The organism is Myxococcus xanthus (genome assembly GCF_006402735.1).
Classification (GTDB): Bacteria; Myxococcota; Myxococcia; order Myxococcales; family Myxococcaceae; genus Myxococcus; species Myxococcus xanthus_A.
In genome coordinates this window covers 7,249,695-7,263,817 of the sequence record NZ_CP017174.1, presented here as the reverse complement: position 1 = coordinate 7,263,817, position 14,123 = coordinate 7,249,695, and the positions used below count along the sequence as shown (strand labels likewise).

Below are 14,123 nucleotides of genomic sequence, written 5' to 3'. Positions count from 1 at the left end.
CCTGGCGGGCATTGCGTTCCCGGTTCCCCGGGTTGGACACCCGGCTCGGGCGTTTATTTCAACGCAGCGGTAGTGGACTCCCCAGGAGGGGGCGCCAGCAGCCGGGCCTCGCGCAGCCCGCCATAAAGCAGGGTGCCGGCGACGATGGCCACCGGGAGGAAGAAGGCGTTGAGGATGGGGACCCAGAGCAGCACGTAGATGCCCGCGCCCAGGCCCAGGCAGAGCGCCCGGCGCTCGCGCAGCATCCGGCGCACCTCGGCGAAGGGATACAGGTGACGCGTCATGGGAGCGGCCAGGTACTCGCCCGCCATCCACGTCATGGTGTACAGGCTGGCGAGGAGCGTCCACAGCACGCTGCCCACCCCCGGTATCAGGTGGAGGGGCAGGAGCACAGCCAGGCCCGCGAGGAGGAAGAACAGCCGCGCGAGCGTATGGGCGATGCCGGTGACGAGCCCCCGGACGAAACCCGCCACGGTGAAAGAGGTTCCCGGGCCGCCGCCACAGGCCTCTTCGGTCAGCTCGGACAGTGGATCCTGGAGCGGGGCCAGCAACAGGGGCGGCAGCACGTTGGCGCCCACGACCCAGAGCACCAGGCCGGACAACACCAGCACCGTGGTCCAAGCGGCCTGGCCGTACCAGCTCTCCGGGCGGGTCCAGACGGATTCCAGGGCACCGGGGGCGTAGCGCCACAGCAGCCAGACGAGCCCCACGAGGGCGGCGGCGGTGACGGCGGCACAGAGGGCGGACAGCAGGAACAGCCGGCGGTCGCGCAGGATGAGGGAGAAGGCCCGGCCGAGGAGCCCCATCCCCTGGAAGAAATCGGACAGGCGGGGCTGGGGGGAGATGGTGGGGAGGGTGGAATGTGGGCTCATAAAGGCCAGTGCGCAAATCCGGGCGGGTCGAAAGGTCTAGGTTATATAGGGCGCGCCCATGTCACTCGACCTCAAGCGCGCGGCCTCAGAGCCCATCTCCTCCGTCGACATGCTGTTGGCTGGATTCCGAGCCGCCGAGAAGCCCCGCGGTGCGCACCGTCTGGGGCTCGAGCATGAGAAGTTCCTCTACCCGGTGGGCGCCGCGGAGCCTCCGACCTATGACGGTGAGCGGGGCGTCGGCGCGCTGCTGAACCGGGTGGCCTCGGCGGGCTACACGCCGTTCCGGGAGACACCGGAGTCGCCTGTCATCGCGCTGCAGCGCGGCGGAGCCACCATCTCCCTGGAGCCCGGCGGCCAGGTGGAGCTGTCCGGAAGCCCCTTCGTCACCGCGCGCGAGGCGCATGCGGAGAACCTGACGCACCTGTCGGAGGTGTCCGCCGCCGCAAAGGAGCTGGGTTTGCGGCTCGTCTTCCTGGGCTACCGCCCGTTTGGCACGACGGAGCAGATGCCGTGGATGCCGAAGACGCGCTACCTCATCATGCGTCGCACGCTGCCGGAGCGCGGCCGGCTGGCGCTGAACATGATGTTGATGACGTCCACCGGCCAGGTGTCCCTGGACTGGGCGGACGAGGCGGACTGTGTCCGCAAGACGGTGGTGGTGGCGCGGCTCGCCCCGCTGATGAATGCGTTGTACGCCAACAGCCCCATCGTGGAGGGCAAACCGTCGGGTTACCTGTCTTTCCGCAACCGCGTTTGGGACGAGGTGGACCCCACGCGATGTGGTTACCTGCCCGCGTTCTTCGACGGCTCGTTCTCGTATCGCGCCTATGTGGAGTGGGCGCTGGACGCGCCGCTGCTCTTCCTGCGGCGCAACAACGAGTACCTGTACCCGAAGCTGACCTTCCGGCAGTTGATGAAGGAGGGCTTCGAGGGCAAACCGCCCGACCTGAACGACTGGACCGACCACCTGTCCACGCTCTTCCCCGAGGTGCGGCTGAAGACGGTGATCGAGGTGCGCGGCGCGGACTGTGTGAACCCCGCGATGACGGGAGCGCTCGCCGCCCTCTGGCGCGGCATCCTGTACGATGCCACCGCGCTGGATGAGGCCGAGCGCCTGTTGCCGAAGCTGACCTACGCCGAGCACCTGGCCTTCCATGACACGGCGCGGCGCGAGGGGCTCGGCGGTCGGCTGGGTTCGCAGGAACTGCACCGCCTGGCGGCGGAGATGCTGGCCATCTCCCGTCGGGGCCTGATGCGGCTGGATGCGCAGGATGCGCCCCTGTTGGACGCGCTGGACGCGGTGGCCGCGTCGGGGCGCTCGCCCGCGGTGGCGGTGCTCGAGGCGTGGGAGAAGAATCCCCGCCCCGAGGCGCTGCTGGACGGCTTCGGCCTGTGACGTGGGGGCGGGCTAGAACTGCCCGCCAATCATCACGTTGCCGTTGAAGAGACTGCCTTTCTCGTCGGCGTTGGTGACGGGGTTTCGGAGGAGGCCCTCCCCGCCGACGAAGCGGTACGTGGCGCGCGCGCCGGCCACCAGGTTGCCGAAGCGGTAGTCCAGGCCCGCGGCCAGCGGGAGCTCCGTCTGCCAGTCATTGTTGTAGAAGCGGTCCGCGCCGTCCGAGGGGTTGAGGTAGCTCAGGCCGACGCCCGCGCCGACGAAGGGGCGCCACTTCTCGTCGATGAGCGGTCCCGCCTTGGCGAGCAGGGTGGCGTTGTGGCGCCAGACGCCCTCGCCATCGCCGTTGTCGCGCAGGCGCGAGTCGTCGATGGGGAAGCGCTGGCCTTCGTAGCCGACCTCGACGCCGCCGTACTGCCAGGGATAGGCGCTGGCGTTGATGCCCAGCAGCGGGCCCACCTTGGTGTTGCTGCCGAGGTCTCCGGTGAAGTTGCCGAGGCCCAGCCGGACGTCGATGCCCACCAGCGGCCGCTCCTCGACGCGAAGTCGCTCGCCCACCTGCTGTGCCTCGATGGCGAAGGCCGGTCCCGCCAGGCCCAGCGCCGCCGTGGCGGCTCCACCCACAATCGAACGTCGCATCGCATTCCTCCCCGGGAAATCAGTCACCGGAAAGCTGGCCATCTGTCGCCACGGTTACAGAGAGAGCCGCAGGGACGCACGGTGGCCTGGATGGCCGCCGGCACATCGGCCCACGGGGCGAAGGACGCCGTGTCTTGTGCGCGGACGGGCGGGGAGGGGCTCAGCGGCGGCCGAAGAGCTTCTTCAGACCGGACAGCACGCCACCCGGGCGCCGCTCCGGCTCGGGGATGAGCGGCGAACGGGCGATGAGCGCATCGAAGGCCGCGTCGTCCAGGTGCTCCGTGGCCAGTGACACCGCGTGCCGCTTCACGCCGGGCAGGGTGGCTTCGAGCGAAAGGGCCCCATCAACGGAGAGCGCGAGGTGCAGTTCCACCTCACCCGCGCGCTCCACGTTGAGGGTGAGCCGGCCGAGGTACTCGGCGTCGGATGCCTGTGTGGCGGCTCCCTGGAAGAGGGCCAGCTCGAGTGGACCCGGTACAGTGGGAAGCACCAGCGTCTTGGTGGCGGGCAGGCGGGTGTTCCGTTCGAGGACGCGGCGCAGGGTGCCACCGCGCTCGGCAACCGCGAGCGGTGAGGAGAGCACCTCGGAGACAGTGGCCGCAGGCTTGCCGGCCTTGGCGAGGAGGAGTCCCTGTCCGAGCAGCGCGGCGCCCAGGGCCACGCTGCCTCGCGCGTCCACGTCGTCACGCACGCTCACGCCCAGGCTCTCTTCGAGCCGGCGGCGGACCAGGGGCGCGGCACTCTGCCCGCCGACGAGGAGCACCGCGTCCAGCCCCTGGGGGGAGAGCGCATTGGATTCGAGCACGTCGCGGACCACGGTGGTGACGCGCTGGGCGAGGTCGGCGGTGAGGGCTTCCACGCGCTCCCGGTTGATGGGGGGCACGGTGCCCGAGGGAAGGGTGACGTCCACCTGCTCCCGGCTGGAGAGGGCCACTTTCGTGGACTCGGCGGCGGTGCGCAGGGGGGCCCAGTCGAGGGGATGGTCCGGCTTGGGCACGCCTTGTTCGGATAGGTCGCTGGCGATGGCCTCGGCGATGCGTGCATCGAAGTCCATGCCGCCGAGGGTGGCGTCGCCCCCGGTGGTGATGACCTCGAGGTCGTCACCTGTGACTTGCACCACGCAGACTTGGAGACCGCCGCCGCCCAGGTCCACGACGAGCACCCGCTTTCGCGCGAGCCCTCGGCCATGCGCATACGCGAGCGCCGCCGCCGCGGGGGCGATGAGGATGCGCTGGGCATCGAGCCCCGCGAGCGTGGCGGCTTCGCGAAGGGCCGCGCACTGGCGGTCGGTGAAGTGCGTGGGGGCACAGATGACGGCGCGGGTCGCCTTGCGGCCCAGGTGCGTCGCGGCGGCATGCTTCAGCTCGCGAAGCAGCATGGCCGTGAAGAGGGTGGGCGAGATGACGCGGCCACGGACCTCCACGGCGGAGTCCCCATTCGTGTCCGTGGTGACGGGGAAGGGGAGCAGCGGGGCGAGCCAGCGGAGCTGTGGAGAACGCGGCTTCAGGCCCAGCAGCCGCTTGAGGCCGGAGATGGCACGGCGGGGAGCGCGTTGGCCTTCTGTCTGGGCCGCGGCGCCGACGACGAGGTCTCCGGTGCCATTCACCGCGATGAGCGCGGGGAGGTCCGTGGTGTTGGTGCCGGGGAGGGGAATGAGCTTGGGTGTCCCGTCCTGGACTATGGCGACGCGCGCATGGGAGGTGCCCAGGTCGATGCCCAGCACCACCTCGGGGAGCGCGGGCGTCGAGGCCGGCTGGGGAAGGGGGACTTCGAGCAGGGCACGGCGGCGGTTGCGTGGCACGTCCGCGTCCTGAGGGACGGGGGGCGTGGGCTCGGATTCGGTACGGGCTGGGGCTGCTTTAGTGGCAGCCACTGTGGGCGCGGAGCCTGCTTCCGTGTTGGGCAGAGAAGCTTCATCCGAGGCCGCGCTGGGGGGCGCGCTTTCGGAAGCGGCGGTGTCCCCTTGCGGCTCGGTGGTCGCGCGTGTCGGCTCTGGTCGGCTCGACTCGGCCGCGGGGGCTGCACTGACTGACACCTGGGGCGATGTGACACCTGATGCGGAGGCGTCCTGCGAACGCTCAGCGGACTTTGCCCCTGGAGCGTCGGGCGCCGTCTTGGCGACGTCAGGTGCGCTCGGGAGCTCGGCCACCGCCTGTGTGGATGGTGCCTCGCCGGGAGCACTGCCGGATGGGTCATCCGTGCTGGTTGTCGTCGTGGATTCGGACGCGACACCCAGGCCACTTTTTTCGGTGTTCGGCGCAGATGATTCCTCGCGCGGAGCACTACCGATTTGGTCATCCGTGTTGGTCGTCGTCGTGGATTCGGATGCGACAACCGAACCACTTTCTTCGGTGTTCGGTGCTGCTGCTTCGGGCTCTGTAGCTGCCTCGTTGCATGCCTCGGCGACGGGCGCATCGCTCAGTGGTGACGTCGCGGCGGAGGGCTTCGTGATGGATGATGCGTCGCCTGCTTTGGCGGCGTGCTTTGCACGAGGGCGCGCGGCCGTCGCGGAAGCCTCCGGGGCTGCTACGTGGCCTGCCTCGGTGGTGGGCTCGACGCTTGTGGTCGAAGTGGCAGTTGGCGCTTCAGTTGGTGATGCGTCGCCTGCTTTGGCATCGCGCTTTTCGCTCGCGGGGGCAACCGTTCCCGAGGGTGTCGGACCTGCTTCGTTGCCCGTGTCAGTGTCGGGCTCGACGCTTGTGGTCGATGCCTCTGCGGCTGCTCGAATCGTGGATGTATCGCTGCCCTTGGCGGTGGGCTCGGCACTCGTGGTTGCAGATGTCGCGGAGGATTCTGTGGCTGCTTCGTTGGCGGGAGCGGTGCCCGTAGCCGGAATCGTCGCGGAGGGTTCCCTCGTTGCGGAAGTGCCAGCTTCCGCGACGATTGGGGTGCTCGCCTGAGAGACAGATGCTCCGTGGGAGGCCGCTGCATCTGCATCCGTCGCCGGAGCGGAGGTCGCATGCAGGCGCGGCGCTGGTTCATCGTGCTTCGTCGAGGCAACGGCTCCTGCCGCGACCGGCCCCGTTGTCGATGCGGGTCCATCGCTCGCTGTTGCACCGGTCTGCTTATCACTCGCCGAGTCGTCACTCGTTCCATGTATGGGCTTGGACTCGTCAGGCGCAGGCAATGCCGGGGTGGAAGTTTCGTCACCGACAGCTTCGTCGAGTTCAGCGGGCGCGGGTCCACCAGGACCAGGCGGGGATGCGTGGAGAGCGGGCGGGACACGAAGCAGCGTTCGAGGCGCCTCCACTGGCTCGCTCAAGGTCAGCGCGTCGAAGGTTTCCGCCGTCAGGTCCGGAGTCGCGGTAGCTGTCGGCGCAGTGCCGGCGTCGGTTGACGAATCCTCCGGGACGAGTGGCGTTTGGGCGGGCTCACCGAGGCCGTGTCGCTCGGCTACGGCATTCGCATTGCCGCCTTCATCCTCGGACGCCGCGAGGCTCGCGGTGATGGCGAAGTCGAGCCCGTCACTCGAATCAGCTTCAAAGGCGACAGGTCCCGGACGCGCGTCCGCCTCTTGTGTTCTCGGAGCCCCTGAATCAGTGAAAGCACTCCCGCCGAACGCGTCAGAGGCATCGATTGAGCCCGTGTCCGCCTCACCGGACACCTCATGCGCGTCCGTGCTGGACGCAGGCTCATCCAGCACTTGCTCGGACTCGGAGAACGGAGCAGCCGTACCGGAGTCCGGCACTTCCGCGCGCGCACCATCATCTGCCGTAGCAGTATCGGAAATGGGCGTGGGTTCCGGAGCCGCCACCGCGCTCGCGAGAGCGGCTCCGTTGGCAGCCACCGCGTCAGGAACTCCAGCCGTCGTGCCTTCGACGCGCGCATTCTCCCGCGAGGGCTCGTGGGGTGGAATCGAGGCACGCACCGCATTCGAAGCCTTCGCGCCGGGTGTGCGGCGAACGAGTCCCGGAGGTGGCGCGGGCGCAGGGACCGGAGGAGGGAGCGTGACCTGGGCGGGAGCTTGTGGCTCCACGCTTCCGGTACGTTTCGCCACCACCCGGTCAATGAGCGCCTTGCTTGCTGCGTCCAGCTTCACGAAGCGCACGGTCATGCCGGTACGCCCGCCCACCGCGTCCACCTGGGCCTTCACGACGACGCCCTCGCCGCGAAGCAGCCGTGTCCCATCGGCCAGGACGAACTCGAACGCCAGCCCGGTGCCTTCGGGCTTCATGGCGCGCGTGGCGACGAACACGCCGCCGCGCGCCACGTTCGAGCCGTACTTGTCGATGAACTCCTCCTCCGTCGTGTACGGGAGGCGGATGCGAAGCGGGAGGAGCTTGGACGCGGTCCCGCTCATTTCAAGGGAATCCGCACATCCCCCCCGGAGCCCTGAAGCAACAGGTGCAGCCCGTCATCCCGAAGGGCCTCCGGAGGAAGCTCGAACAGGAGGACCACGTCGGTGCGCTCGTCCGGGGCCCAGGTGCGCCGAAGGGGGCGGGTGCCCCCGACGACCTGTGCATCCCGGGCCACGGCGTACGACTGGCCTTCAGCCCCGAAGAGCTTCGCCCCGTCCAGGTCCAGGGTGAGCGGCGCGCCGCCCACGTTCTGCGTCAAGAGCTGCACGCGGAAGAACAGGTCCTCGGAGGTCAGGCTCACCTTCCCCGAGCCCTTCGCCGAGTGCGACGCCTCCAGTCCGGTGAGCTTCACGGACAGGGTCTCCAGGCGCACGGCGTCGTTGGGGGAGGGAAGCTCCCATTCGCGCTCGGTGGGGACGTTGATGCCCGCGGCCAGGCCCGCGAGGTTCGCGTTCGGGTCTCCGCGCGTGGCCTCGGGGCCCTGGGAGGGGCGGCCCCCCTGGTTCACCCGGTCCACTTCCTGGCGGAGCTTCTGAAGCGTCCGGTCATCACCCGTACCCGCGTAGTCAGGCACGGACTCCTCCTTGCAGCCACCCAGAACGAGGGTGGCCGCCAGGAGCGCCACGGAAGCGGAGGCCCGGTGGTTCATCACGCGGTGCCCATGCCCTTCACGAGTTCGTACAGCTTCTCCAGTGCCGCGGGGAGCTTCGAGGCATCCGGGCCGCCGGCCTGAGCCATCTCCGCCTTGCCGCCGCCCTTGCCGCCGACTTCCTTGGCCATCTCGCGCACCAGCGCGCCGGCGTTGATGCCCTTGGCCACGACGTCCTTGGTGGCCGCGACCAGGATGATGGCTCGGCCGTCCTTCTCGCCGCCGATGGCGACCACGCCCGAGCGGATGCGGTCACGAAGCTGGTCCGCCATGCCGCGCAGGACGTTGTCGTCCGCCGCGTCCACCTGGGTGGCCAGGACCTTCATGCCATTCACGTCGCGAGCCTGCTCCAGCAGGTCCTTGCTGCTGGCCGTCTGCGCCTTGACGGCCACTTCTTCGACCTTGCGCTCCAGCTCCTTCACGCGCTTCTGGGTCGCCTCGACGCGCTTGGAGACTTCCTTCGGGCTCGACTTGAACAGCTCGGCCACCTTGCGCAGCTCGTGCTCCTGTTCGCGGACGTACTGGAGCGCGCCGATGCCCGTCAGCGCGACGATGCGGCGCACGCCGGACGCCACGCCGCTCTCGCTGGCAATCTTGAACAGGCCGATGTCACCGCTGCGGCGCACGTGGGTGCCGCCGCACAGCTCGGTGGACTCGGGGTGTACGGTAACGACGCGAACCGTCTCGCCGTACTTCTCGCCGAACATGGCGACGGCGCCGGACTTCTTCGCGTCCTCCAGGCTCATGACGCGCGTCTCGGCCCCCGCGTTGTCGCGAATCCAGTTGTTGACCAGGTCCTCGACCTGCTCGAGCTGCGCGGACGTGGCGGGCGAGAAGTGCGCGAAGTCGAAGCGCAGGTAGTCCGGCGCGACGACGGAACCCGCCTGCTTCACGTGCTCACCGAGCACGAGCTTGAGCGCCTTGTGGAGCAGGTGCGTCGCGGAGTGGTTCGCACGGATGGACTTGCGGCGCTCCGAGTCCACGCCGGCCTGGACCATGTCGCCGACCTTGAAGGTGCCCTCGGAGACTTCGACCGAGTGAACCACGAGGCCCGGCACGGGGCGCTGCGCGTCGGTGACCTTCGCCACCGCCTTGCCACCGTGGCCGACGATGCGGCCGGTGTCGCCCATCTGGCCGCCGGACTCGCCGTAGAAGGGCGTGCGGTCCAGGACCAGCTCCACCGTGTCGCCTTGCGTGGCTTGCGTGACTTCGGCGCCATCCTTGACGATGGCCCGGATGCTGCCCTCGCCTTCGTGTCCCTCGCCCTCATAGCCGAGGAACTCCGTCGTCCCGAGCCGCTCCGCCAGCTTCAGGTAGATCTCGCCCGTGGCCTTGTCGCCAGAGCCCGCGAACTTGTTCTTGTCCGCCTCTTCCTTGAGGCGCTCCTCGAAGCGGACCAGGTCCACGTCGAGTCCGCGCTCCCGGGCGATGATTTGCGTAAGGTCCCACGGGAAGCCGTAGGTGCCGTGGAGCAGGAAGACGACGTCGCCGGAGAGCTGCTTGCCGCCGGCCTTCTGCAGCTCGGACAGCTCCTCCTCGATGAGCTTGAGGCCGCGGCTGAGCGTCTGGCGGAAGCTCGTCTCCTCGTGCCGGCAGACCTCCAGGACGAAGGTGCGGCTCTCCCGGAGCTCGGGGTAGGCGTCGCCCATCAGCTCGATGACGCGGTCGACGACCTTGAAGAAGAAGACGTCCTCCAGGCCCAACTGCTGGGTGCCGTGCCGGATGGCGCGGCGCATGATGCGGCGCAGGACGTAGCCGCGGCCCTCGTTGGAGGGCTGGACGCCGTCCGAGATGAGGAACGCCGCCGCGCGGCTGTGGTCCGCGACCACGCGCTGGGACGCGCCGGACTCCTGCGAGTAGGGCTTGCCGCACAGCCCGCTGACGGTGGCGAGGATGTTCTGGAAGAGGTCGGTCTCGTAGTTGGACCGCTTGCCCTGGACGACGGAGGCGATGCGCTCCAGGCCCGCGCCGGTGTCGATGGACGGCTTCGGCAGGGGGATGAGGGGTCCGTCCTTCTCCTTGCGCTCGAACTGCATGAACACGAGGTTCCAGATTTCGAGCCACCGGTCGCAGTCACAGGCGACGCCCTGACACTTCTTGCCCTCGGCCTCTTCGACACAGGGGATGTCGTCGCCCTGGTGGTAGTGGATTTCGGAGCAGGGGCCGCAGGGGCCGGTGTCGCCCATGGCCCAGAAGTTGTCCTTGAGGCCGAGCTTGTAGAGGCGCTCGGCGGGGACGCCCTGCTTCTTCCACAGCTCGTAGGCCTCTTCGTCCCAGGGGGTGCCGCCCTCGCCGTTGAACACGGTGACGGCGAGCCGGTCGGTGGACAGGCCGAGCGTCCGGGTGACGAACTCCCAGCCATACGCGATGGCGTCGGCCTTGAAGTAGTCGCCGAAGGAGAAGTTCCCGAGCATCTCGAAGAACGTGTGGTGCCGGGCGGTGAAGCCGACGTTGTCGAGGTCGTTGTGCTTGCCGCCGGCGCGCACGCACTTCTGCGACGTGGTGGCGCGGCGGTAGTCGCGCGTCTCACGGCCGGTGAAGACGTCCTTGAACTGCACCATGCCCGCGTTGGTGAACATCAGCGTCGGGTCGTTGGCGGGCACCAGGGAGGAGGACGCCACACGGCGGTGGCCGCGCTCCTCGAAGAACTTGAGGAACGCCTCGCGGATCTCGGAGGCGGTCAGGGCGGAAGGCATGGTGTGGGTATATGCCACAAGAGGCGGCTTCGCAGGAGTTCTTGGAGGTTGCATGAGGTGCCGGACGACCCCGGGAACCCCGGACTGACCCGGTCGGTGGCCCGGGCGGGGGGGCAGCGGGACGCGGGCTTTGGGAGTCAGGGGGATACTGGCGGCGCATCAGGTGTGAGACGTGGGCGCCAGCATCGTCCTCGCCGTTTCGGCTCCAAGGATTCCCGCCAGGAGGGCGACCTGTCCGGCATGCGCTTGGGCGGCAGGTGAAGCCGTACCGCTGTCACGGGCCACGAATGGCGCTCGGCTTTGCCCAGCCCTCTCATCGTGAGTCATTGGCGTACTGGCGGCTCGGTGCTTCGATTCGCGTGGCCTACCCTCGTTCACTGCGTGACGGAATCCACGGGTGAGGGATGCAGGCGCCGTGAATGCCCGGAGGGCTCGTGTAGTCAGTCGAGTACAGGGACTGCCACTGGAGTGAGGCAGGACGTTTTCGGAGGGCAAGGTGACTTCGATGGGACCGAGGTTTGTTGCCCAGATTCCGTGCTCGCGTGTGACCTCATTGTCTGATTCGGCGACACATGAGTCGTCGCTGCATAGGGAACTCGGGCAGACGGTGTCGCTTGAGATTGCCGAAGAAGAGGACGGAGCCTACCTGGTGTTTGTCTGGGGTGACTCTGGCAGATGCTTGGGCGATACATGGCACTCGTGCCTGGAAGGTGCGATGCATCAGGCTTGGGTCCAGTATGGCGTTCACTCTCGCGCATGGGCGATTGCCGATACACCAGGGACGGTTCAAACCGAGTGATGGTGGCCTCAACGAAGTGTCTGCTCGCGATGGGGTGAGGCGAGGACGGGGCGCCCCGCGCCCTATGGCCCATCGCGGCTGCTCGTCGTTCAAGTACCCGAGGAGGCGTTCCCGAAACGACTCAGCATTTCTTCCACGTACTGGACGCCCCGAGCCGTGATGGCTTTGCCCTTCTGGGTGTCCTGTGCGTAACCACCGTGCAGGCGGAGCGCCTTGGCCGCGTTCGGCGCGGCGTAGGTGACACCGAGCTCCCCCCAGAATCGCGACGTTGTTCCAGACGTCACCTCCAGCTCCGCGTTGAGCGAGCGTGCGAGATAGAGGGGGATGAGCGACCGCACGAGCTGGTCCTTCTGCTTGCCTGCCGAGATGAGATCCTGCTGCCGCGGATGGCTGCGCAGCGCGGACAGCAACTGGTCCACAGCCGTGCTGCCATTCCCGGTCGCGCGCGAAGCGGCCTCCTTCGCGGGGCGCGCTCGCTTCTTGACCTTCGTAGTCGGGCGGGCCGTCCGCTTCTCCGACTTGGTTCCCGTGCTGCTCTGAGCCTGCCGTGCTGCGGGCTTCTTCTTTTTCGCCCCGGTGCGAGGCGCCTTCGCCGTCACCTTTCGGGATGGGTCAGGCGTAGCGGACTGGGCAGCCGAAGGTGCGACAGCGTCGGTGGTTACCGCACTACGTAGCGGAGTGCGCTCTGCCACGGTCGGCTCCGGCGGCGGCGCGTCGGACGGCTGGGAGACGACTTGCCTGGGACGCGGCGTGCGCTCGACCACGGTCTGCTGCGTGGCGCCACGGGGAGGCGGTGAAGGGAAGTCCGAGGCCCGGGGCACGGATGCGTCTCGAGGCTCTTTGAGCCCGAGGCGCGCGCGCACCTCACCCACGATACCGCCCAACCCCACGTTCTGGAGCAGACCTTCCAACCGGGACGTGAAAGACACCTGGTGAGCCCTCCTGGAGACGCGCACATTACCGCATGAAGGCCACATCCCCGAGCGGATGGCTCGATTCCTGCCAGTCCTGCTGCCGTGGAGGGGGCGGGAGGCACCGGCTGTGGGGGCTCCAGGGGCCGAGCCCGAGCCGCTGTGCCGTGGATATGCCGCCCGGGTTGGCGCCCCGCGCCGTGCCCTCCCCACGGCATCCCCAGGTCTGAACAGACACCGGGACTGACAGAGGCGGGGACGGCCCTTCAGGGCGGGAGTGGGCATGACCCACTGTCTTCCATGTGCAAGGCCATGCAACTGTTCGCCAATCGTCAGACGGCGTTAGACTCTTCGGACTCCTTCCCTGCACATGCAGCTGCTTTCCTCTGCCCTCGTCCTGTTGCTCCTCGCGCCTTGCGCGGCCCTGGCCCAGGGTGACTCCCGTATTGCCTTCCTGGGCAAGCAGCTCCAGAAGAGCAAGGACCCGCGCTCGCGCTCGCAGGCGGCGCTGGTGCTCGGCGCCACGGAGGACCCGGAGGCCGTGCCGCTGCTGTGCAACGGATTGAAGGACGAGAGCGAGCTGGTGCGCGTGGCCGCGGCGAAGGGGCTGGCGAAGCTGCTGGAGCCCGGCGGGCTCGACTGCCTCCAGGCCCACAAGGCGGACGCGGACGCGTCGGTCCAATCCGCGGTGAGCGAGGCGGTGGGGGCCCTGAAGGAGTACCAGTCCCGCCCGCCGCGCTTCTACGTGCAGCTCGAGGCGGTCAAGGACCGCACGGGCAAGCTCCCCGCCGACCTGGTGAAGGCGACGGAGGCGCGGCTGCGCTCGCGGCTGATGCGGAGCGGGGCCCAGCTCGCGCCCGCGAAGGAGACGAAGGCGGCGGCGAAGGGCACGCTGAAGAAGCTTCGGGTGCGGGGCTACCGCATCACCCCGGAGCTTCATGCGACGGACGGCGGCGGACTGCGGGTGGCGCTGGTATGCCTCACCTATCCGGACCTGTCGCTGATGGGGCAGGTGGAAGTGAATGCCGCGGGCGCTCAGCCTGGCGATCTCCTTAAGGCGCTGGTACCTCGCGCGGTGGAGGAAGCGGCGGAGACCTTCGAGTGGAGCAGCGAGACATGACGACGACCACGGCGCCCCTGACGCCAGCCAAGCGGCGCTGGCGCAACTTCCTTCTCGAAACGGGCTTCCAGCTCAAGCTGACGGCGTACATCGTCTCAGTGACGCTCGTGCTGTCGGCGCTGCTGGGCGTTTTCCTCGTGAGAGGCGCGCAGGCGCTGATGCGCGAGACAGCGACGGCGGTGGAAGCCCGCTCCCGCGCGGCGGAGGTCAGCCGCGAGCTGTCCGGCGCCACGCTCTCCAACGAGCTGCTGACTCGGATGGACGACCCCACGTTCGAGGCGAGCTTCCGCGAGAAGGCAGGGGCCATCGACGCGGCCTACGAGGCCGAGCGTGCCGCCATCGTTGCCCAACGCGCTGAGCTGGAGCGGCAGCAGAAGCTCACCTGGTGGGCGCTGGGGGGCTTTCTGGTGGCCTTCATCGCGGTGGTGGGATTGGGGACCATCGTGGTGACGCACAAGGTGGCGGGCCCGCTCTTCCGCATCCGCCGCATGGTGCAGGAGGTCCACGACGGCCGGCTGCGTCCACCCCAGCACGGGCTTCGGGATGGCGACGACCTCCAGGACCTCTTCGATGCCACGCGGAAGATGGTGCAGCGCCTCCGCGAGCAGAACGAGGAGGACGCGAGGACCTTGGCGAACGTCCTCCTGGCCGCGGAGCGCTCGGGCGCGTCCCCTGAACTCATCCATGAGCTGCGCGCCCTGGATGCGCGCTACCGCACCCGGCTCGAAGACTGAGCCCTTCCG

Annotated in this window: 10 protein-coding genes and 1 pseudogene; 4 read left to right on the top strand and 7 right to left on the bottom strand. The window is 68.7% G+C overall.

Features of this window, described 5'->3' with window-relative positions:
* Nucleotides 1-53 precede the first annotated feature (53 nt).
* A complete protein-coding gene (locus BHS09_RS29805; protein ID WP_140799708.1) occupies nt 54-872 on the bottom strand; it encodes an EI24 domain-containing protein in 819 nt (272 codons plus the stop codon).
* A 58-nt stretch (nt 873-930) separates the two neighbouring features.
* Here BHS09_RS29805 and BHS09_RS29800 point away from each other — a divergent pair, with 58 nt between their 5' ends.
* Complete coding sequence (locus BHS09_RS29800) at nt 931-2,268, top strand: glutamate--cysteine ligase (protein WP_140799707.1); 1,338 nt, start codon at nt 931-933, stop codon at nt 2,266-2,268.
* Nucleotides 2,269-2,280: 12 nt separating this feature from the next.
* Here BHS09_RS29800 and BHS09_RS29795 read toward each other — a convergent pair whose 3' ends face one another.
* Entirely contained in the window at nt 2,281-2,949 is a 669-nt protein-coding gene (locus tag BHS09_RS29795) for a hypothetical protein (RefSeq protein WP_140799706.1), read from the bottom strand.
* Between the two features lie 118 nt (nt 2,950-3,067).
* A complete protein-coding gene (locus BHS09_RS29790; protein WP_237080473.1) occupies nt 3,068-4,708 on the bottom strand; it encodes an Hsp70 family protein in 1,641 nt (546 codons plus the stop codon).
* 397 nt (nt 4,709-5,105) lie between these two features.
* On the opposite strand from BHS09_RS29790, the gene BHS09_RS38755 reads away from it, so the two are divergent.
* Nucleotides 5,106-5,807 (top strand): hypothetical protein, encoded by a 702-nt coding sequence (locus tag BHS09_RS38755; RefSeq protein WP_162520986.1) that lies wholly within the window; start codon nt 5,106-5,108, stop codon nt 5,805-5,807.
* 1,103 nt (nt 5,808-6,910) lie between these two features.
* Here BHS09_RS38755 and BHS09_RS39675 read toward each other — a convergent pair.
* The 4 genes and pseudogenes from BHS09_RS39675 to BHS09_RS39670 form a co-directional block, all read right to left on the bottom strand.
* A pseudogene (locus BHS09_RS39675) lies at nt 6,911-7,207 on the bottom strand (TIGR02266 family protein); the annotation flags it as partial.
* Nucleotides 7,204-7,857, bottom strand: coding sequence for a hypothetical protein (locus tag BHS09_RS29780; protein WP_140799705.1), 654 nt, complete (start codon nt 7,855-7,857; stop codon nt 7,204-7,206). The pseudogene BHS09_RS39675 and the gene BHS09_RS29780, both read right to left, overlap by 4 nt.
* Nucleotides 7,854-10,550: an alanine--tRNA ligase gene (gene alaS / locus BHS09_RS29775; RefSeq protein WP_140799704.1), complete on the bottom strand. Its 2,697-nt coding sequence runs from the start codon at nt 10,548-10,550 to the stop codon at nt 7,854-7,856. Before alaS ends, BHS09_RS29780 begins: the two co-directional genes overlap by 4 nt.
* Nucleotides 10,551-11,438: 888 nt before the next feature.
* Nucleotides 11,439-11,948 carry a hypothetical protein gene (locus tag BHS09_RS39670; protein WP_237077558.1) on the bottom strand — a complete coding sequence of 170 codons (510 nt, stop codon included), beginning with the start codon at nt 11,946-11,948 and terminating at the stop codon, nt 11,439-11,441.
* Nucleotides 11,949-12,630: 682 nt separating this feature from the next.
* Between BHS09_RS39670 and BHS09_RS29765 the strand changes: the two genes are divergently transcribed.
* Complete coding sequence (locus tag BHS09_RS29765; protein WP_140799702.1) at nt 12,631-13,380, top strand: HEAT repeat domain-containing protein; 750 nt, start codon at nt 12,631-12,633, stop codon at nt 13,378-13,380.
* Nucleotides 13,377-14,114, top strand: coding sequence for a hypothetical protein (locus tag BHS09_RS29760; protein WP_011555747.1), 738 nt, complete (start codon nt 13,377-13,379; stop codon nt 14,112-14,114). Before BHS09_RS29765 ends, BHS09_RS29760 begins: the two co-directional genes overlap by 4 nt.
* The last annotated feature ends 9 nt before the right edge of the window (nt 14,115-14,123 follow it).